The organism is Streptomyces drozdowiczii, from assembly GCF_026167665.1.
Lineage (GTDB): Bacteria > Actinomycetota > Actinomycetes > Streptomycetales > Streptomycetaceae > Streptomyces > Streptomyces drozdowiczii_A.
This window is the reverse complement of the sequence record NZ_CP098740.1, coordinates 3,142,550-3,162,210: the sequence shown is the minus strand read 5'-3', so window position 1 is coordinate 3,162,210 and position 19,661 is coordinate 3,142,550. Positions and strand designations below refer to the sequence as shown.

Genomic DNA, 19,661 nt, shown 5'->3' with positions numbered 1-19,661 from the left:
CGGTCCTCGCGGTGGAGCGGCAGTCGTGGGCGGGGGCGGGGGCGAAGGAGCGGGCGATCCGGGAGCGGCTGGGGCTGTCGCCGACGCGGTATTACCAGCTGCTGAATGCGTTGCTGGATGATCGGCGGGCGCTGGAGGAGGACCCGGTGACGGTAAACCGCCTTCGCCGCGTGCGGGACGCTCGGCGCGGACGGCGGTAACCGGGGCTCCGCCCCGGACCCCGCGCCTCAAACGCCGGCGAGGCTGGATAGTGCGGCGGCGAAATCAAGCCCCTGCGGCGATTGAGCAGCGGGGGTGCGGGGGCAGCGCCCCGCATCGGGGACGCGCGGGGATACGCTCAAGCGCATGCGCACCCCACAGACACCCGCCGGCCGCACCGGCCTCGACGCCATCCTCGCCCGGCCGGCCGAGGCCCTGGTCGCGCTCGACTTCGACGGAACGCTGGCGGACATCGTGCCGGACCCGGAACAGGCGCGCGCACACCCCGGTGCCGTGGCGGCGCTCGCCGCCCTCGCGCCGAAGGTCGCGGCCGTGGCCGTGATCACCGGGCGCCCCGCCGACGTCGCCGTGCGGTTTGCCGGGGTCGCCGGGGTGGAAGGGCTCGACCACCTCGTCGTGCTCGGGCACTACGGCGCCGAGCGCTGGGACGCCGTGACCGGAGCCGTGCACGCCCCCGAACCGCACCCGGGCGTCGCGGCCGTGCGCGCCGAACTCCCCGGCGTATTGGGGGAGTACGAGACCTGGACCGAGGACAAGGGCCACGCCCTCGCCGTGCACACCCGCCGCGCCGCCGACCCGCAGGCCGCGTTCGACGCGCTGCGCGGGCCCCTCGGCGAGCTGGCCGCGCGCCACGGGCTGATCGTCGAACCGGGGCGGCTGGTCCTGGAGTTGCGCCCGCCGGGCATGGACAAGGGCGTCGCGCTCACCGAGTACGTGCGCGAGATCGGCGCCACGTCCGTGCTGTACGCGGGCGACGACCTGGGCGACCTCGCCGCGTACGCGGCCGTGGAGAAGCTGCGGGTACAGGACGAGGACGCCGTCCCGGGTCTGCTCATCTGCAGCGGCGCCGAGGTGCCGGAGCTCGCCGCCCGCGCCGACCTGGCCCTGTCCGGGCCCGGCGAGGTCGTCGCGTACCTGCGGGGCCTCGCCGACCGGCTCGCGTAAGGCCCTGGCCTAGTCGCGCCGCAGCGCGTCCAGCTGGTCCAGGAACCACTGCTGCGGGGGCAGCGCGGTGGCCGCCTCGGCCAGGCGTTCCGTGCGGGCGGCCCGGACGTCGTCCGGGAGCGTCAGCGCCTCGTGCAGCGCGTCGGCCGTGGCGGAGACGTCGTACGGGTTGACCGTGAACGCGTGCTCGCCCAGCTCCTCGTACGCACCGGCCTCCCGCGAGAGGACCAGCGCGCAGCCCTCGTCGGAGACGACCGGGACCTCCTTGGCGACCAGGTTCATGCCGTCCCGGATCGGGTTGACGAGGGCCACGTCGGCCAGCCGGTACGCGGCGAGCGAGCGGGCGAAGTCGTCCTTGACGTGCAGGACGACCGGGGTCCAGTCGGCCGTGCCGTACGTCTTGTTGATCGCGTCGGCGACCTGCTGGACCTCCGCGGTGTACTCCCGGTAGACCGCGAGGTCCTGGCGCGAGGGGTAGGCGAAGGCGACGTGCACGACGCGTTCGCGCCACTCGGGGCGCTCGTCCAGGAGCGTGCGGTAGGCGTGGAGGCCCCGGACGATGTTCTTGGACAGCTCCGTGCGGTCGACCCGGACGACGGTCTTCCGGTCGGGCCCGATCTGCTCGCGGAGGGCCGCCATCCGCTCGTCCACGTCCGCCTCGTGCGACCGGCTCCGCAGGAAGCCGGCGTCGGCGCCCAGGCCGTGGACGCCGATGCGGGTGCGGCCCGTGCCGCCCAGGATCTCCGTACAGCAGCCGATGAAGGCGTCCGCCCAGCGGCGGGTCAGGAAGGCGGCGCGGTCGGCGCCGAGGATGCCGCGCAGCAGCTGCTCGGCGATGTCGTCGGGGAGCAGCCGGAAGTAGTCGACGGGCGCCCACGGGGTGTGCGAGAAGTGGCCGATCCGCAGGTCGGGGCGGAGCTCGCGGAGCATGCCGGGCACCAGCGAGAGGTGGTAGTCCTGCACCAGGACGGCCGCGCCCTCGCCCGCCTCCTCGGCCAGCGCCTCGGCGAAGGCCCGGTTGTACGTCTCGAAGGAGGCCCACTGCCTGCGGAACTCCGCGTCGAAGACGGGCTCGACGGGCGTCTGGTACAGCATGTGGTGGACGAACCACAGCACGGAGTTGGCGATGCCGTTGTACGCGTCGGCGTGCACCGCGGCGTCGATGTCGAGCATCCGGACACCCGGCTCGCCGACGCCCCGGCGCACCGCCTCGCGGTCGCCGTCGCCGAGGGCGGCGCAGACCCACATCTTGTCGTCGACGGCGCTGAGGCCGGAGACGAGTCCGCCTCCGCCCCGTTTCGCTTCGAGGGTGCCGTCGTCGCCCAGGGCGTACGAGATGGGGCCGCGGTTGGAAGCGACGAGGACCTGGGCGGCGGACGAGGGGGCGTGCTCGGAGACCATGGCCGGAATCTAGCCCGAACCCGATCCGTCCAAACGTACGAAGTCGGACCGCGTGGGGTCGTGATCAGGCCGCGTGGCGTGCCACGTACTCCTCGATCTCGCACATGGGCGGCCTCTCCTGCGTGTCGACGGGGTACGTGCGGGGAACGAACCCGCCCGGTCCGCGTTCGTACTGGGTCAGCGAGGGGCGCACCAGATGGCCCCGGGAGAGCCGCACCTGCGCGGTGCGGTAGATCGCGGCGGCCATCCGGCCGAGCGCCCGGCCGTCCTGGTGGCGGTGGACGCGGACGCCGACGTCGACCTGGGCGAGGGCGTCGAGGCCCACGGTGTGCAGCGCGTCCACGAGCAGGCCGAGCTCGACCCCGTAACCGACCGGGAACGGCAGCCGCTCCAGGAGCGAGCGGCGTACGGCGTACTCGCCGCCCAGCGGCTGCACGAAGCCCGCGAGGAGCGGCCAGTGCAGGTTCAGCAGCGGCCGGGCCACCAGTTCGGTCACGCGGCCGCCCTGGCCGGGCGCCTCGCCGAGCGGCCGGTCGTACATCGCCTTGACGAACTGCACCTCGGGGTGGGCGAGCAGCGGACCGACGATCCCGGAGACGAAGTCGGCCGAGAAGTCCTGGAGGTCCGCGTCGATGAAGCACACGATGTCGCCGCTGGTCACCAGGAGCGACCGCCACAGCACCTCGCCCTTGCCGGGTACGGCCGGGAGGCGGGGCAGGATCGCGTCGCGGTGGACCACCCGGGCGCCCGCGCGGCGGGCGACCTCGGCGGTGGCGTCCGTGGAGCCCGAGTCGATCACGACCAGCTCGTCCACCAGCGGAACGCGCTCCATCAGCTCGCGCCGGATCGTCGCGACGATGTCGCCGACGGTCGCGGCCTCGTTGAGGGCCGGTAGAACGACGCTCACGCCCGTACCGCCGGCGGCGGCCCGCACACTGTCCGGCGGGTGGTCGGCGGCCGACCAGGAACGCCTGGTCAGCCAGCGTTCGACCTCTTCGAGCACGGTCGATACTCCCTGTATGTGATCCATCTCGCGGTACGGACGGCTATCTCACCCGTCCGGTCCTTCGGTTACAGTCTTGAACAACGCGGACGGCCATCGCATGCCGGGGTCGGTCCGCCGACAAACGCACGGATCCATGATCCGTTGCCACAGCGCTCATCCAGAGGGACAGAGGGAACGGCCCGTTGAAGTCCCGGCAACCCTCCTGCCGACCGCGAGGTCAGGTGGGGAAGGTGCCAATTCCGTCTCGCGGCGAAACGCGCCGTGAGGAAGATGAGGAGAAAGGGCCTCGCCATCATGGCTGTTGAAACCGTCGCAGCACACACCGAATCTTCCGTGGACCTCGGTCCCGCCGCGGCTCTTTCCTGCCGCGAATGCGGTGAGCGGTTCGCACTCGGCCCCATTTTCGCCTGCGCGTCCTGTTTCGGGCCGCTCGAAGTGGCGTACGACCTGCCGAGCGGCTCCCCCGATGAGCTGAAGAAGCGCATCGAGGCCGGCCCGAACAGCATCTGGCGTTACGCGCCGCTGCTGCCGGTGCCCGCCGATGTGGCCGACAAGCCCAATCTCAACCCCGGCTTCACCAAGCTGGTCAAGGCCGACAACCTCGCCCGCGAGCTGGGTGTGACCGGCGGCCTGTACGTGAAGGACGACTCCGGCAACCCGACGCACTCCTTCAAGGACCGCGTCGTCGCCATCGCCGTCGAGGCCGCCCGTGCCTTCGGCTTCACCACGCTCTCCTGCTCCTCGACCGGCAACCTCGCCGGTGCGGTCGGCGCCGCCGCCTCGCGGGCCGGCCTGCGCTCCTGCGTGTTCATCCCGCACGACCTGGAGCAGGGCAAGGTCGTCATGGCCGCGGTGTACGGCGGTGAGCTGGTCGGCATCGAGGGCAATTACGACGACGTCAACCGCTTCTGCTCCGAGCTCATCGGCGACCCGCTCGGCGAGGGCTGGGGGTTCGTCAACGTAAACTTGCGTCCGTACTACGGTGAGGGCTCGAAGACGCTCGCGTACGAGATCTGCGAGCAGCTCGGCTGGCAGCTGCCCGACCAGATCGTCATCCCGATCGCGTCCGGCTCGCAGCTCACGAAGATCGACAAGGGCCTCCAGGAGCTGATCAAGCTCGGCCTGGTCGAGGACAAGCCGTACAAGATCTTCGGCGCCCAGGCCGAGGGCTGCTCCCCGGTCTCCACCGCCTTCAAGGCCGGTCACGACGTGGTCCGCCCGCAGAAGCCGAACACGATCGCCAAGTCCCTCGCGATCGGCAACCCGGCCGACGGCCCGTATGTCCTGGACATCGCCCGCCGCACCGGCGGTGCCGTCGAGGACGTCAACGACGAGCAGGTCGTGGACGCGATCAAGCTGCTGGCCCGCACCGAGGGCATCTTCGCCGAGACGGCGGGCGGGGTGACGGTCGGCGTGACGAAGAAGCTGATCGACGCCGGTCTGCTCGACCCGGCGCTCACCACCGTCGTCCTGAACACGGGTGACGGCCTCAAGACGCTGGACGCGGTGGCCGACACCTCGCAGGCGACCGCCACGATCCGCCCGAGCCTGGACGCCTTCCGCGCCGCCGGACTCGCCACCAGCTGACCACCCGAGACTTCCAGGAAGGCACCGCCATGAGCGTCAAGGTCCGCATTCCCACCATCCTCCGCACCTACACCGGCGGCCAGGCCGAGGTTCCGGCCGAGGGCGCGACCCTCTCCGAGGTCATCGCCTCGCTGGAGAAGGACCACCCGGGCATCGCCGCCCGCGTGCTGGACGACCAGGGCAAGCTGCGCCGCTTCGTCAACGTGTACGTCAACGACGACGACGTGCGCTTTGAAGGCGGCCTCGACGCGGCGACCCCGGACGGTGCCGGCGTCTCGATCATCCCCGCCGTGGCCGGCGGCTGCTGAGCCTTGGCTCCGCCCAAGGCTCCGTAGCGTCACCGCGATTGCCCCCTCCGCGAGAGAAGCGGAGGGGGCAATTCTGCATGGTTGAGCGGGGTAGAGTGTGGGAAGTCCCCTTCGCTGCCCGTGCCCCTCGCATATGAGAATGCGCCGCGCCACGATCAGAAGCAGCCAATGTGCCTGTGCCTCTTGCGCCTTAAGTCGCCTTTGCCGGGCCCGACTTGCCCCGCAACCTCATGAATTCCTCATATTCGGGCGATCGGTGCCGCCCAGAATTGTCGTCCAATTGACCTGTTGCAGAGGGCAGTTGGGCAGATACATTCAGCCGCGGTCGACGCGCTTCGGCGCACACACGTTACAGGGGAGTTAGGCATGGCTCAGGGCACCGTCAAGTGGTTCAACGCGGAGAAGGGGTACGGCTTCATCGCGGTCGACGGTGGTGCGGATGTATTCGTCCACTACAGCGCGATCCAGATGGACGGTTACCGCACCCTCGAAGAAGGTCAGCGGGTCGAGTTCGAGATCTCGCAGGGCCAGAAGGGGCCGCAGGCGGACATGGTCAAGCTCGCCGTCGGCTGAGCCCGGCACGGCACGTCGGCCGCGACGCCACGCACGTACGAGGGGTCCGTACCTAGGGGTACGGGCCCTTCGCGTGTCCGGGGTCGGTCGAGTGTCGCCGGGGTTGTCCACACTCCGGCCGGGGGCGCTTGCACTCTCGGGGGTCGAGTGCTAATCATTGGGCTTAGCACTCTCCAGGTGAGAGTGACAGAATTTTGGACCGGGCCGGTGAGGCCCGCACGCCGGGCGGGGAAGGAACCGCAAGGCACGCAGGCCGTCCGTCGCGGGCGCCACTCGGTCCGGAGCAATCCACCCCTGTCCGGGAGGACCACTTCACATGGCCAAGATCATCGCGTTCGACGAGGAGGCCCGGCGCGGTCTCGAGCGCGGCATGAACCAGCTCGCCGACGCCGTCAAGGTCACCCTTGGCCCCAAGGGTCGCAACGTCGTCCTCGAGAAGAAGTGGGGCGCCCCCACGATCACCAACGATGGTGTGTCCATCGCCAAGGAGATCGAGCTGGAGGACCCGTACGAGAAGATCGGTGCGGAGCTGGTCAAGGAGGTCGCCAAGAAGACGGACGACGTCGCCGGCGACGGTACGACCACCGCCACCGTTCTCGCCCAGGCGCTCGTCCGCGAGGGCCTGCGCAACGTGGCCGCGGGTGCGAACCCGATGGCTCTCAAGCGGGGCATCGAGAAGGCCGTCGAGGCCGTCTCCGCCGCCCTCCTGGAGCAGGCCAAGGACGTGGAGACCAAGGAGCAGATCGCTTCGACCGCCTCCATCTCCGCCGCCGACACCCAGATCGGCGAGCTCATCGCCGAGGCCATGGACAAGGTCGGCAAGGAAGGCGTCATCACCGTCGAGGAGTCCCAGACCTTCGGTCTGGAGCTGGAGCTCACCGAGGGTATGCGCTTCGACAAGGGCTACATCTCGGCGTACTTCGCCACCGACATGGAGCGCATGGAGTCGTCCCTGGACGACCCGTACATCCTGATCGTCAACTCCAAGGTCAGCAACGTGAAGGACCTCCTTCCGCTGCTGGAGAAGGTCATGCAGTCCGGCAAGCCGCTGCTGATCATCGCCGAGGACGTCGAGGGCGAGGCCCTGTCGACCCTGGTCGTCAACAAGATCCGCGGCACCTTCAAGTCCGTCGCCGTCAAGGCCCCGGGCTTCGGCGACCGCCGCAAGGCCATGCTCGGTGACATCGCCATCCTCACGGGCGGCACCGTCATCTCCGAGGAGGTCGGCCTCAAGCTGGAGAACGCCGGTCTCGACCTGCTCGGCCGCGCCCGCAAGGTCGTCATCACCAAGGACGAGACGACCATCGTCGACGGCGCCGGTGACAGCGACCAGGTCCAGGGCCGCGTCAACCAGATCCGTGCCGAGATCGAGAACTCCGACTCGGACTACGACCGCGAGAAGCTCCAGGAGCGCCTGGCGAAGCTGGCCGGCGGCGTGGCCGTCATCAAGGCCGGTGCCGCGACCGAGGTCGAGCTGAAGGAGCGCAAGCACCGCATCGAGGACGCGGTGCGCAACGCCAAGGCCGCCGTCGAGGAGGGCATCGTCGCCGGTGGTGGCGTGGCTCTGCTCCAGGCTTCGGCCGTCTTCGAGAAGCTGGAGCTCTCGGGCGACGAGGCGACCGGCGCCAACGCCGTCAAGCTCGCGCTGGAGGCCCCGCTGAAGCAGATCGCCGTCAACGGTGGTCTTGAGGGTGGCGTCGTCGTGGAGAAGGTCCGCAACCTTCCGGTCGGCAACGGCCTGAACGCCGCGACCGGCGAGTACGTCGACATGATCGCCGAGGGCATTCTCGACCCGGCGAAGGTCACGCGCTCCGCGCTGCAGAACGCCGCGTCGATCGCCGCGCTGTTCCTCACCACCGAGGCCGTCATCGCCGACAAGCCGGAGAAGGCCGCCGCGGCCGCTCCGGGCGGCATGCCGGGCGGTGACATGGACTTCTGATCCTGACGGATCGGCAGTTCCAGCAGTACCGAGACACCGGCCCCCGGGGATGCGTCCCCGGGGGCCGGTGTCGTTGTGTGTACGTGTGCGAGTACGGGGGTCAGTGGCGCCCGGGACCCCGGCCGAGGGTCTTGAGGAGGGCCTGTGCCATGACCTCCTCGCCCTTCGCGTTGGGGTGGGCCGGGGCGGCGGGAGCCGCCGGGCTCAGCGGCTCGATCCACCGGTCGGCGGGCGCCTTGCACATGTCGTGGCCCACCGTCGGCCCGTACGTGTCCACGTAGTCGGCCCGGTTCAGCAGCGCCACCGCGCGCAGCATCAGGTTGAGGCGCTTCTCCGTGTCCCGCAGGTACGGGAAGTCCTTCGCGGCGAACGGCACCTGGGGGTAGCAGCCGGTGCCGTCCTCGGGAAGGAGGTCCGGGTAGCCGACGACGACCACGCGCGCGTGGGGCGCCTTGCGGTGCACCTCCCGCAGGACGCGGGCGATCTTGGGGGCCGTTTCAAGGATCTTCAGCGTCAACTGGTCGTAGCCCTTGGCCCCGTAGTACTGCTTGCAGGGACTGCCGGCGAGGTCCTTGGCGCTGAGGGTGGCGCAGGTGCCGATGATGGAGCCGAAGCCGACGTCGTTGCCGCCGATCTGAAGGGTCACGAGGTCCGTGTCCTTCTTCACCGCGTCCAGTTGCGGCCCGTTGGTGCCCTGTGCCTGCCACATCTCGGCGGTCGTCGCACCGCCGCAGCTCACGTCGGTGAACGAGGCGACGTGGCGCTCGCGCGCGGTGATCGACGGGTAGTTGTGGTCGGAACGGGCGCAGTTGGCGTCGACCTGCGTGGGTATCAGCGGGCCGGACGTGTAGGAGTCGCCCAGCGCCACGTAGGAGGAGCGGGGGGTTCCGTGCGCGCCCCCCGTCGCGGCCGAGGCCGTGCCGGTGAAGCCGGCGGTGAGCGCGCAGCTGCTCAGCGCGGCCAGCGCGATGGCGGTGCGTCGCTTGGATACGGCCCTGCCCGGACGCGTCCGATGCATCATCATGCCCTCCCCAGAGAATTCGACAGTCCGCGGGCGGGCGGCGGCGACCGGGGCGCGCGGGGTGCCGCGAGGCGCCCGGCCGCTCGGCGGCTCGTGCCCGGCGGACCCAACCTCGCCTGTATACCGGCCAGTAGGTCATGAGACCAGTGATCGGACGGACAAGGTCGGAACAGGCTCGGCGCCCGAGGAACCCTTGCGCCCCTTGCGCAAAAAAGTGACAGCACAGCGCACTTGTTCTGCACTCCCTCGAAAAAATGGCTGCACGGAGCTTGTGGGCAGGCGGGTCGCCGCCCTACTGTCGGCTCACTCATGACGGCGGCGACTCCCCACGCGCACACGGCCGTTGACACCAGAACTCAGAGAAACGGGCATGCGATGTCACGGAAGTTCGCCGCTGTCGCGACGGCGGTGCGAAGACCGCGTCGGGCCGGGCTGTACGCGTCCACGGTCGCCTCGGTGACCGCGGCCGCCGTCGGGTTCGGGGTGCTGGCCGGTGCGCCCGCGCTCGCCGGGCCCCGGCCCGCCGCCGCCCCGGCCCCGGTCGTCACGCGCGCCGCGCTTGACCCCGCGCTGGTGCGGGGGCGCGGCGCGGAGGTGGCCTTCGCCGAGCAGGAGGCCGAGAACGCGGTCACCGACGGCACGGTCGTCGGCCCGGGCCGGGACGCGTACACGCTGCCGTCCGAGGCGTCCGGCCGGAAGGCGGTGAAGCTGGCGCCCGGGCAGTACGTGGAGTTCACGCTGCCCGCCGCGGCCAACGCGATCACCGTGCGCTACAGCATCCCGGACGCACCGGGCGGCGGAGGGATCACGGCGCCGCTGGACGTCTCGGTGAACGGTTCCAAGCGGTCCACGATGACGCTGACCTCGCAGTACTCCTGGCTGTACAACCAGTACCCGTTCTCCAACGACCCGGGTGCCGGGCTCCTCCACCCCGACTGGTGGATCACCGAGTGCGGCTGCGTGCCCGCCGACACATCGCCCGCCCCGGTCGTGGACAAGCCGTTCCGGCCGAGCCACTTCTACGACGAGCAGCGCCTCCTGCTCGGCCGTACGTACCGGGCGGGCGACACCGTACGGCTGACCGTGCCGGCCGGGAGCCGGGCCGCGTGGACGGCGATCGACCTGCTGGACTCCGAGCGCGTCGGGCTGCCGCACGTCGAACTCCTCGCCGCCAACGTCCTGGCGTTCGGCGCCGATCCGACCGGGCGGCGCGACGCGGCCGGGGCGATCGAGAAGGCGATCGCCTTCGCCCGGCGCACCCATCTGAAGGTGTACATCCCGCCGGGGACGTACCGCGTGGACCGGCACATCGTCGTGGACGACGTCACGATCACCGGTGCGGGGAGCTGGTACACGAAGATCAAGGGCCGTGAGGTGGCGCTCGACGAGCCCGCCGCCGACGGGTCCACGCACACCGGCGTCGGCTTCTACGGGAAGACGGCGGCCGAGGGCGGCAGCCGGAACGTGCATCTGTCCGGCTTCGCCATCGAGGGCGACGTGCGCGAGCGCATCGACACCGATCAGGTCAACGCGATCGGCGGCGCGATGAGCGATTCGACCATCTCGGGCCTGCACATCAGCCACACCAAGGTCGGCATGTGGTTCGACGGCCCGATGAAGAACCTGAAGGTCTCCGACACCGTGATCGTGGACCAGATCGCGGACGCCATCAACTTCCACACAGGCGTGACCGATTCACGCGTCACCAACACCTTCGTGCGGAACTCGGGCGACGACGGCCTCGCCATGTGGGCCGAGAAGACCACCAACGCCCGCAACACCTTCGACCACAACACCGTGCAGACCCCGGTCCTCGCCAACGGCATCGCGATCTACGGCGGCAGCGACATCACCGTCTCCGACAACCTCGTCGCCGACCCGGTCCGCGAGGGCAGCGCGCTGCACCTCGGCTCCCGCTTCGGTGCCGAGCCGTTCGCCGGGAAGGTGGAGCTCGCGCGCAACACCACGGTCCGGGCGGGCACGTTCGAGCTGAACTGGAAGATCGGGCTCGGCGCGCTGTGGGTCTACGCGCTGGACCGGAGCATCGACGGCGCCGATATCCGGGTCACCGGAAACGACTTCCTGGACAGCACGTACAACGCGGTCATGCTGGTCTCGGACTGGGGGGTGAAGGACCAGTACGTCATCAAGAACATCCACTTCAAGGACATCAGGGTGGACGGCACGGGCACCTCGGTGCTGAGCGCCCGCGCGGCGGGCGGCGCCACCTTCGAGAACGTGGACGCGCGCAACGTGGGCGCGGTGGGCGTCAACAACTGCGGCTCGTTCAACTTCCCCTCCACGGGGTCGGAGTTCGGCCTCACGGACCTGGGCGGCAACGACGGCGGCTGGCTCGCGCCGTGGCTGCTGCCCAACACGATCACCTGCGACGACCGCCCGGCGGTGGTCCCGCCTCCCGCTCCCTCCGGGTGGTGACGCGCAGGTCCTAGTCGGTGGCCGGTCCGGGCGGACCGGCCACCCCTATGCACGCCTCGTTGCCCTCGGGGTCGGCGAGGACCCAGTTGTGCGGGGCGTCCGCGTCGTTCAGCAGCCGGCCCCCGGCGGCCAGGGCGGCGGCGATCCGGGCCTCGGCCTGGTCGTACGGCACCCATACGTCGACGTGGACGCGGTTGCGCTGGGGGCGCGGGGCGTCCATCCGCTGGAAGTAGAAGGGGGCGCCGCGCCGACGCGGGTCGACCAGGTCCTCGGGGCTGCCGGCGCGGTGTTCGTAGCCGAGCAGGGCGCGCCAGAACGCGACCACGGCGGGGCCGTCGAGCGCGTCCACGGTGACCTGCACGGTCTGGATGAAGGACGGGTCGGCGGTCAGGCCCTGGGCCCGGGCCGTCTCCGATATCCGTCGGGCCACCTCGACATGACGGCTGGTCATCCCGAAATACTCGTCGGTGAGCGTGATCAGCCGTACGGTCACGCCGTCCCGCCGCACGTCGATGTCCGGGTGCTCGTCACCGAGGTCCGGCAGCTCGGCGACGGCCTGGACGAAGCGCGTACCGGCCGCGAACGATCCGCCGGTGCGGAAGTACGCGCACGCGCCCTCGCCGACGACGCGCCAGTCGTCGAGGCCGGCGGTCTCGTGGAACTGCTGTGGCCTGATACGTACGGTGGTGCTGCCCCCAGAGGTCATAGGCTCAACCTAGCGCGCGGGTCTGACAACGCCCCCGCGCGCAGGGAAAGCAGCTGTTCACGCGACCCACGGGAGACCTCCGGCATGGCCGTCATCCACCGCACCACCCTGTCGCCGACCAAGCTCGAACTGCTCACCACCTGGCTTCCCACCCGCCCCTGGTACGCGGGCCCCACTCGCCCCTCCCTCGTCAGGTCCGGCGGTTTCCGCCTGGACGACCCGCAGGGCGAGGTGGGCATCGAGTTCATGGTGGCCACCGACACCTCGGGCGCCGAGCCGGTGCCGTACTTCGTGCCGCTCACCTACCGGAGCGCCGCGCTCGCGGGCGCCGAGGACGCCTTCATCGGCATGACCACGCACGGCGTGCTGGGGAAGCGCTGGGTGTACGACGGCTGCCACGACCCGGTCCTGGTGGCCCAGCTCTTCGCCCTCCTCGACGGCCGCGCCGAGCCGCAGGCGCAGAGCGTCAGCGACACCCCGGACCGGACGATCACCCATTCCGGCACCGGCAGCCCCCTCGGCGTGGCGGCTGCCAGGGCCACGGACGACCCCACGGGCACGTACCTGACGACAAGGGACGTGACCCTCCGCGTGAACCGCCTCCTGCGACCCGCCGCGGACGGCCCGGAGGGCGCGCGGGGTTACGTCTCCGGTCCCTGGCGTACGCCGGAGGACGCGGAGGTCCGAGGCGTGTTCGCGGAGCTGCGCACGCCCTAGATCCGTCGTTCCCCGCGGGCCAGGGCGATGACGGCCAGGGCAAGTGCCGCGCAGACGGCCGCCATCACCCAGAGCAGCGTGTGGAAAGCGGAGTCGTAGGCGGCGGCGGGGGACGTTCCGCTGTCCTGCCGCCCGGCGGCGAGGCCCGCGACCGCCGAGCCGAAGACGGCCACGGCGACGGCCTCGCTGCCCAGGCGCAGGGTGTTGAGGAAGCCCGCCGCCATGCCGGCCTTCGCGGGGTCGACCAGGGCGAGCGCCTGGGCGTCCACCAGCCCGGCCGAAAGGCCCATGCCCGCCCCGGTGAGCAGCATGGGTACGGCCATGGCGAGGGCGGAGGTGTCCGGGCCGAGGAGCAGCAGGGCGAGGTCGCCGATCACGAGGAAGCCCAGTGACGCCAGGACCACGGCGGTCGCGGGAGTGCCGCGTTGCACGAGTTGCGCGCCGGCGAGGGGCAGGGCGAGCACCGGCAGCGTCAGCAGCAGCATCGTCGCCCCCGCCGAGGAGGGGCTGTCTCCCGCGACGGTCGTCAGATACGTCGGCAGGTACGTGAGCTGCGTGACGAAGCCGAACGAGGCCGCGACGGGCACCAGGCAGTACGCGAGGAACGCCTTGTTCCGCACGGCGGACAGGTCGAGCAGCGGGGCCTCGGCCCGCCGTGAGTGCGCGGTGAACAGCGCCAGCAGGACGAGGGCGACGGCGAGCAGGCCGAGCGTGCCGGCCGCGGTCCAGCCCCACTGCGAGCCCTGCACGATGGCGTACGTGAGCGCGAGCATCGCGAGGACGAAGACGGCGGCGCCGCGCAGGTCGAGCCGGGGCGCGTCGGTGTCGCGCGGCTCTTCGACCGTACGCGCCACGGCGGGCAGGCAGAGGAGCACGAGCGCCAAGGCCAAGGCGTGCAGCCCGAAGATCCAGCGCCAGCCGAGTCCGTCCACGGCCGGTCCCGAGACGGTGGGGCCGAGCGCGACGCCGATTCCGGCGACCGTGCCGAACAGCGCGAATGCCTTGGCGCGGGCGGCGCCGTCGAAGGCCGTGGAGATGAGCGCGCTCCCGCAGGCGAAGATCGCCGCCCCCCGATTCCGGCGACCGCGCGGGCCGCGTCGAGCACGTACACGTTGGGCGTGACGGCGCAGGCGACGGACGCGGCGGTGAAGATCGCGGCGCCCGTGGTGAAGGCGCGTACGCGGCCGATGAGGTCGGCGAGCGAGCCCCAGACGAGGGTGCAGCAGGCGAAGGCCAGGTTGAAGGCGTTCACCACCCATTGAAGGGATGCCGAGCCCGCGTGGAGGTCGGCGCCGATGGCGGGCAGCGCGACGGCGGTGCCGGATATCGAGGTGGGCACCACGAAGACGGCGAGCAGGACGACCGCGAGCGTCAGCCCCTGCCGGGCGGGGGCGGTCTGTTGCACGAGAGGGCTCCGGGGGTGAGGGGGCAGACGAGGACGGCCAGGTACGAGGGATTTCGTACCTGGCGCGGGATAGACTGGCACGGCGTCAGGTACGACGCAAGTAGTACCTTGGTGGCGGGGCCCGTCACCGAAGCGGAGGAGGTGCGTCATGCCGGACGCCGAAGGGCATCCGACCCCGGAGGAGATGGAGCTCCAGGCCGTCATGAAGGCCCTGTCCGACCCCCTGCGCTACCTGGTCGTGGCGACCCTGGCCGCCCAGCCGGACGGCACGGAACGCTCCTGTACGTCGTTCGGCCTGCCCGTCTCCAAGTCGACCCGGACGCACCACTTCCGGATCCTCCGAGAGGCGGGCCTGGTCCGCCAGGTGGACCGCGGCAACAGCCGCATGGCCCAACTCCGCCGCGCGGACATCGAGTCCCGCTTCCCGGGCCTGCTGAAGCTCATCGCGGACAGTCCGGCCGATCCCGCCGAGTAGGCGTCGCGGGGCGGTCCGGCCGCGCCCGTCGGGCCGTAGGCGCGTCCCGCCCCGGGAAACGCCACCGGGACACGGGTGGGACGCGGGTGGGACGGAGTGGACGTGCCGCTCGGGCGTGTCCGGTTGGCCCGGGATGTCTCAGGGACGGGAAGTCCTGGTGGGACGGGTGGCGCGGTCCTGAGAGTGATCCCTGTCCGAGTCGCGGACTGCCCTGCCGGGCGGCCCGTGACCGCTTCTGAGATGGGGAACCTTCCATGATCAAGACCGCCCTCCGGCGCGGAGCCGTCGCCTTCGGCACGGCCGCCATCGTCGTCACCTCGCTCGCCGGCGTCGCCCAGGCCGACGTGGGCGTCCCGTACGTCAAGCCCGACCAGCGCGGCACGCCGGTGCTCTGCGTGCAGCGGGCGCTGGAGCTGGCCGGGTACAACCTGGTGCGCGACGGCGTGTACGGCCAGGCCACCTACGCGGCCCTGACCGACTTCCAGCGCCGCCACGGCCTCTCGGCGGACGGCATCGTCGGCCCGAGGACCGGCGACGTCCTCTACTACGACTACCTCAAGTACTCCGGCGGCCTGATCGAGGGCGAAGTCTGCCCCACCCTCATTCCCACCACCCACTGACACCCCGCCGCCGCCCCCGCGCCGTCACCCGGCGCGGGGGTCCCGTCATTCGGGCACGAGCAGAGGAAGACGAGCCTGCCCCGGCCGGACATGGCCGCGGGGGAGCGGTAGCGCGTCAGCGTTTGGGGCGGTTCGACTTGGGGATCAGGCCCGCGCGTACGGCGCGGGCCTGGGCGTGGACCTGCTGGGCGGGGAGGGCCGGGGTCGCACGGGTCGGTCTGCCCGCACAGGGGCGGCACTTGCCGCCCGGGAGCGCTTCGGGGGCGCCCGGGGCGCGGCACTCGCTGCATTCCAGGGTGCGCAGGACCGGGTGGGATTCGCGGGCCGGGGGAAGTTTCGTCTGGAGGCGTTTGGCGACGAAGGCCGCCGGGTGGTGGATTACGTCCGGCAGTCCGGTGGTAAGGGCTCGGAGCACTTCAGGCTCCGTGGCCCCCCTGCGCAGCCACTCCGACGCCTGCGGCTCCAGCGCGACGCACTCCCGGTGCGACAGCGACAGCACGGGGGCCTGGCGGCCCAGGGCCGCGAGCAGGATGAACGCCCGTGAACGCGTTTCCCGCTGGGCCTCCTTGGGTACGTCGCCCCGACTGAAGCTCGCCCACCAGGTGTCGTCCCGCGCGGTGCGGGAAAAGAACGTCCGCGTCACCCACAGCAGGTTCACCCCGCTCGCCACGCACTCGCTGCCCCGGCGCAGGTGCCCCGCCTCCTGGAGGCGGTTCAGCGACGTTCGGACGGCGCACTGCCCGTACGGAAGCGCTTTGGCCAGCGCCTTTACGGAGATGTCGGCGCCGTCGCAGAGCCCGTCGATGTACGCGGCGATGGCCGCGTCACGGGGATGGAGGTGCGTGAAGTCCTGACCCGTACGGGGGCGTTGATCCGGCGCGGAACGTTTGCCGTAACCGGGGTTCGCCATCGGGTGGTGGGGGAAGGGCGCGCTACTAGACTGGTCGTCAGCCATCTGATCGTCTCCGTCAGCCTTCGATCGAGGTGGTCAGGCCCCTGGCGGTGTTGCCACACCGGCGGGGGCCGTCTTAGGTCTATGTCCTCGCTGAAGCTAAAGCGTGCCTACCGTCCGTCGCAACTCGGTCGCGAAAAGTGAACCCTTGCGGGTAACGGGGGCGGGTGGGCGGGTACAGGCCCTCCCAACCATTCCACTCAAAGAGCGCTCGGAACTCGGGGCTTGAGCCCCGGGCCGTGCAGGGCGCACCAGCCGGCGGGGGCCCGCCTCTCACACCGTGCCGAACCACGCGTCTGCGAGTGCGGACAGCGATCTTTCGGCAGGTGAGGGCAGTTCTCTCATGTACCAGGGAAGGTGGCTGTATGCGTGTAGCAGCGTGTAGGCCATGAGTTCATGCGGCTCGAAGCTGTGGCCGTATGCCTCGGTGAGACGACGCAACAGGGCCGGATCGCCACAGGTGACGAACAGGCCGACACCAACGAAGTCGTACGCGCGGTCACCGATCATCGCTGGTTCGAAGTCGAACAGACCGGTCAGCCGCCATCCGTCGGGGTCGACCAGGAAATGCTGCCGCATGACCTCGGTGTGCAGCAGAGAGGGCTGTGGCGCTCGTGGCAACGGAACCGAAGCGAGGAAACCCGGGATTTGCTCCAGCCAGGCCGCCGACAGTCCATGGGCGCGCTGCTGTTCCACCGCGCCGGCTCTCTGACGGTCGAGAAAGCTGCCCCAGTCATCGGGGCCGAGGACGTCCCGCACCTGATCAGGGCTGAGGGAGTGCAACGACGCGAGGGCCTCACCGATCTCGGAGACGAGCCGGGCACGATGATTCCGGGGTACGTGCCCCCAGGAGTGCGCGAGGTTCTCGCCGCGCAGCCTGGACATCAGTACGTACTGCCAGCCGTTCTCGTATGAGCCGGAGGCCCGCACCACGGGTGTCGGCACGGGCAGCCGCCCCTGAACATGGGCGAGGACACGGCTCTCGACCACTCCGCGCCGAGCGGCAGCTCCGGGGAAGAGCTTGAGTACCTGGTCGTCCCCCACCGCGTAGACCGGCTGGGACCCGTCAGAGAAGCGAACCAGCGAGGCGCCGGAGAGCCCGAGACGTGCGCAGAGGTCTTCCACCCCCGGACGCATCACGCTCTCGTCGGGGACGACAGCGTCCCACTCGTCATCCGTCTCCACCGCAGGCAACATGGCCGGGACCGTAGGCCACTCCTGATCAGGCGGCAACGGAGTATCAGGGCAGGGGGCGGTACGGCGTCACCTCCCGGGTGTGGATGATGGCGTCGAACCATGTCGTGAGGGCGGCGCCCGACATGTGGTGGGACTCGTCGTGTCGGGGGTCGTACGTCGGGCCGATCAGGCGGGTGCGGGTCGGGGTGTCCAGGACGTGGCGCACCGGCTCGGGGCGGGGGAGGGTCAGGTCCAGGAAGTAGGCCGGCCCGGTTCCAGCGGCCTCGGTCAGGACGGTGTCCACGAAGGCCGGGTTCGGGGTGGGCATGGGCATCGTGAGGCCGATGGAGCGGAAGGCCGTACCCATGCGCTCGCGCAGGTAACCGCCCATGTTCTGGTGCGTTTGCGGGGGCTCCGTGGGGGATACGGACACGGTGCGCGGGGAGCCGATGGCGGTGTGGGCCATGCCGCCCCAGTAGACGACCTTGTCTCCCGTGTGGCGCTGCCACCAGGCAGCCCCGTCGGCGAGTGCGCGTTCCGCTTCTGCCAGGGTGCTCGCCTGTGCGGCCGGTGGCTCCGCGAAACGTACCGGGGCGTCCGGGTGGCGCTCGTTGTACGCCCGCATCCACCGTACGAGTCCGAGGATTTCCCCGGTCCGCCAGAACGCCCGCGCCTCCGCCAGCATGGCCCCCGGGTCTCCCGCGCCGGTGGCCACGTACGCCGCCAGGCCGAGCCTGCCGGGATCGTCGCCCTCCAGGACGACGCTCCGGAACCCCTCCTCCTCCACCAGCAGGCGCACGATCCGGTGCGCCGTCTCCGACAGTTCGCGTGTCTGCCGACTGGCGGCTCCCAGCGCCACGATCTTCGCGTCGCGCACCAGCGGGGCGAGCGGCCGCAGGTCGTCCAACGGCTCGTCGGGCTTCCTCGCGGTGAGCGCGTGGGAGTTCTGCCTGATCCATTCCGTAGCTGCTGTCTGCATGGATGAGATCGTGTTGCCTCAAGCGTGGTTGAGGTCAAGGTTGGCCGGTACCACTGTGTCCGTCAGTGGTACCGGCTTCCGGGTCTCGTCGCGTCAGACGTGCTTGAGGTCGGTGACGAACTGCTGCCAGGCGGTCGTCGCGAACACGACCGCCGGGCCGTCGGTGACCTTCGAGTCGCGGACGGGGACGACGTCCGGGATGCCGTCGAGGACTTCGAGGCAGTCGCCGCCGCTCGGACCGCTGTACGTGGACTTGCGCCAGGTGGCGACCTCTACGCAGTCCCCGCCGCTCGCGCCGCTGTAGCTGGACTTGTGCCAGGTGGCCGTGGACAGGTCGTAGCTAGAACTGTTGTGCTTCATGTTCGTAATCCTCCGCCACCGACTCGATCATCGCCAGGGACGCTGCCGGTGAGAGCGCGCTGGCCACGACCAGATCGTAGGTCAGTTCGTACTGCCGGACCGTCGCTGGATCGTCTTGCAACTGCCCTGTTCCCAAAGCCTGTAGATAGGCGAGTGGCGGCGCATCGGTGAAGGCCATCAGCTTGAGCGGTCCCTCCAGGGCCATGTGAGCGCCTGCGTCGAACGGCAGTACCTGCACGATGATCCGATGCTGCCGCATCAGCCCCGCGATGTGGCGGAGCGCTGCTGCCATGACGTCCGGGCTGCCTACTCGTCGACGTAATACCGCTTCGTCCAGCACGGCCCACAACAACGGCGTTGTTGGATCGGCGAGGATCTGAGTTCGTTCGAGACGGGCGGCTACCAGTTCCTCGATCGTGCTTTCGGCGGCTGTGGGAAGCCCGCTCCTGAACACCGCCTGCGCGTACGCCTCCGTCTGCAACAAGCCGGGGATGAGCTGCGGCGCGTACTCCTTGATCTCCGTCGCTCGGGCCTCCGCCTCCGCTGCCTCCGCGAAGTGATCCGGGTACTTCGACTTCTCCAAAGCCGCACAGTTGCGCTTGAAGAAGCCGTCCGCGTTCAGGATGTCGTCAAGCCTGAGCGCCTGGTCCATCTGCATGCGGCGGCTGCCGTCCTCCAGTTGGCCGATGAAGGAGCCGCTGACGAACAGCAGGGTGCCCAGATCGACCTGTGAGAGGTCCGCGTGTTCTCTTCGGTGGCGGAGTTCGGAGCCCAGGAGGGCGCGAGGAGAGGAGGCGGGGTCGAGTTTCTTGGGACCTGGCATGACAACTCCCTGT

General features: G+C 70.4%; 19 protein-coding genes, 1 pseudogene and 1 riboswitch. Of the genes and pseudogenes, 10 read left to right on the top strand and 10 right to left on the bottom strand.

Features of this window, described 5'->3' with window-relative positions; all coding sequences use genetic code 11:
* Positions 1–11 precede the first annotated feature (11 nt).
* Together NEH16_RS14270 and otsB are read left to right on the top strand one after the other, a co-directional pair.
* Entirely contained in the window at positions 12–200 is a 189-nt protein-coding gene (locus NEH16_RS14270; RefSeq protein WP_430523753.1) for a DUF3263 domain-containing protein, read from the top strand.
* Between the two features lie 145 nt (positions 201–345).
* Positions 346–1,164 (top strand): trehalose-phosphatase, encoded by an 819-nt coding sequence (otsB, locus tag NEH16_RS14265; RefSeq protein ID WP_265542644.1) that lies wholly within the window; start codon positions 346–348, stop codon positions 1,162–1,164.
* 9 nt (positions 1,165–1,173) lie between these two features.
* On the opposite strand, the gene NEH16_RS14260 is transcribed toward otsB, so the two are convergent.
* Complete coding sequence (locus tag NEH16_RS14260; protein ID WP_265542642.1) at positions 1,174–2,565, bottom strand: alpha,alpha-trehalose-phosphate synthase (UDP-forming); 1,392 nt, start codon at positions 2,563–2,565, stop codon at positions 1,174–1,176.
* A gap of 64 nt (positions 2,566–2,629) precedes the next feature.
* Positions 2,630–3,568 carry a glucosyl-3-phosphoglycerate synthase gene (locus NEH16_RS14255; protein ID WP_265542640.1) on the bottom strand — a complete coding sequence of 313 codons (939 nt, stop codon included), beginning with the start codon at positions 3,566–3,568 and terminating at the stop codon, positions 2,630–2,632.
* A gap of 153 nt (positions 3,569–3,721) precedes the next feature.
* Positions 3,722–3,848, top strand: a riboswitch (SAM riboswitch).
* A 17-nt stretch (positions 3,849–3,865) separates the two neighbouring features.
* On the opposite strand from NEH16_RS14255, the gene thrC reads away from it, so the two are divergent.
* The 4 genes from thrC to groL all read left to right on the top strand — a co-directional run bounded on the left by thrC (position 3,866) and on the right by groL (position 7,978).
* Positions 3,866–5,158 carry a threonine synthase gene (gene thrC / locus NEH16_RS14250; protein ID WP_073964724.1) on the top strand — a complete coding sequence of 431 codons (1,293 nt, stop codon included), beginning with the start codon at positions 3,866–3,868 and terminating at the stop codon, positions 5,156–5,158.
* A gap of 29 nt (positions 5,159–5,187) precedes the next feature.
* Entirely contained in the window at positions 5,188–5,466 is a 279-nt protein-coding gene (locus NEH16_RS14245) for a MoaD/ThiS family protein (RefSeq protein WP_018101573.1), read from the top strand.
* 366 nt (positions 5,467–5,832) lie between these two features.
* Positions 5,833–6,039, top strand: coding sequence for a cold-shock protein (locus NEH16_RS14240; RefSeq protein WP_003967346.1), 207 nt, complete (start codon positions 5,833–5,835; stop codon positions 6,037–6,039).
* 316 nt (positions 6,040–6,355) lie between these two features.
* Entirely contained in the window at positions 6,356–7,978 is a 1,623-nt protein-coding gene (groL, locus tag NEH16_RS14235; protein ID WP_018101572.1) for a chaperonin GroEL, read from the top strand.
* Between the two features lie 100 nt (positions 7,979–8,078).
* Here groL and NEH16_RS14230 read toward each other — a convergent pair whose 3' ends face one another.
* Entirely contained in the window at positions 8,079–8,999 is a 921-nt protein-coding gene (locus NEH16_RS14230; RefSeq protein WP_265547187.1) for an SGNH/GDSL hydrolase family protein, read from the bottom strand.
* Between the two features lie 375 nt (positions 9,000–9,374).
* Here NEH16_RS14230 and NEH16_RS14225 point away from each other — a divergent pair, with 375 nt between their 5' ends.
* Entirely contained in the window at positions 9,375–11,435 is a 2,061-nt protein-coding gene (locus tag NEH16_RS14225) for a glycosyl hydrolase family 28-related protein (RefSeq protein WP_265542595.1), read from the top strand.
* Between the two features lie 10 nt (positions 11,436–11,445).
* Here the strand turns inward: NEH16_RS14225 and NEH16_RS14220 are convergent, their stop codons facing one another.
* Positions 11,446–12,141: a VOC family protein gene (locus NEH16_RS14220; protein WP_265542593.1), complete on the bottom strand. Its 696-nt coding sequence runs from the start codon at positions 12,139–12,141 to the stop codon at positions 11,446–11,448.
* Between the two features lie 84 nt (positions 12,142–12,225).
* On the opposite strand from NEH16_RS14220, the gene NEH16_RS14215 reads away from it, so the two are divergent.
* Entirely contained in the window at positions 12,226–12,858 is a 633-nt protein-coding gene (locus tag NEH16_RS14215) for a maltokinase N-terminal cap-like domain-containing protein (RefSeq protein ID WP_265542591.1), read from the top strand.
* Here the strand turns inward: NEH16_RS14215 and NEH16_RS14210 are convergent.
* Positions 12,855–14,413: pseudogene (locus NEH16_RS14210) on the bottom strand (MFS transporter). The gene NEH16_RS14215 and the pseudogene NEH16_RS14210 overlap by 4 nt on opposite strands.
* On the opposite strand from NEH16_RS14210, the gene NEH16_RS14205 reads away from it, so the two are divergent.
* Both NEH16_RS14205 and NEH16_RS14200 read left to right on the top strand, forming a co-directional pair.
* The gene (locus NEH16_RS14205; protein ID WP_073964721.1) at positions 14,412–14,738 is read left to right on the top strand and encodes an ArsR/SmtB family transcription factor; all 327 of its coding nucleotides are present in this window, start codon (positions 14,412–14,414) and stop codon (positions 14,736–14,738) included. The pseudogene NEH16_RS14210 and the gene NEH16_RS14205 sit on opposite strands and share 2 nt — an antisense overlap.
* A 254-nt stretch (positions 14,739–14,992) precedes the next feature.
* Positions 14,993–15,358, top strand: a complete 366-nt coding sequence (locus NEH16_RS14200) for a peptidoglycan-binding domain-containing protein (RefSeq protein ID WP_265542586.1) — start codon at positions 14,993–14,995, stop codon at positions 15,356–15,358.
* 115 nt (positions 15,359–15,473) lie between these two features.
* Here the strand turns inward: NEH16_RS14200 and NEH16_RS14195 are convergent, their stop codons facing one another.
* The 5 genes from NEH16_RS14195 to NEH16_RS14175 form a co-directional block, all read right to left on the bottom strand.
* Positions 15,474–16,268, bottom strand: coding sequence for a hypothetical protein (locus NEH16_RS14195; protein WP_265542584.1), 795 nt, complete (start codon positions 16,266–16,268; stop codon positions 15,474–15,476).
* A 315-nt stretch (positions 16,269–16,583) separates the two neighbouring features.
* Positions 16,584–17,507, bottom strand: a complete 924-nt coding sequence (locus NEH16_RS14190) for a phosphotransferase family protein (protein ID WP_265542582.1) — start codon at positions 17,505–17,507, stop codon at positions 16,584–16,586.
* 43 nt (positions 17,508–17,550) lie between these two features.
* Positions 17,551–18,465: an erythromycin esterase family protein gene (locus tag NEH16_RS14185; protein ID WP_265542580.1), complete on the bottom strand. Its 915-nt coding sequence runs from the start codon at positions 18,463–18,465 to the stop codon at positions 17,551–17,553.
* A gap of 93 nt (positions 18,466–18,558) precedes the next feature.
* Positions 18,559–18,825, bottom strand: coding sequence for a DUF397 domain-containing protein (locus NEH16_RS14180; protein WP_265542578.1), 267 nt, complete (start codon positions 18,823–18,825; stop codon positions 18,559–18,561).
* Positions 18,806–19,648, bottom strand: coding sequence for a helix-turn-helix domain-containing protein (locus NEH16_RS14175; protein ID WP_265542576.1), 843 nt, complete (start codon positions 19,646–19,648; stop codon positions 18,806–18,808). The genes NEH16_RS14180 and NEH16_RS14175 overlap by 20 nt, the downstream gene beginning before the upstream one ends.
* Positions 19,649–19,661: the final 13 nt, after the last annotated feature.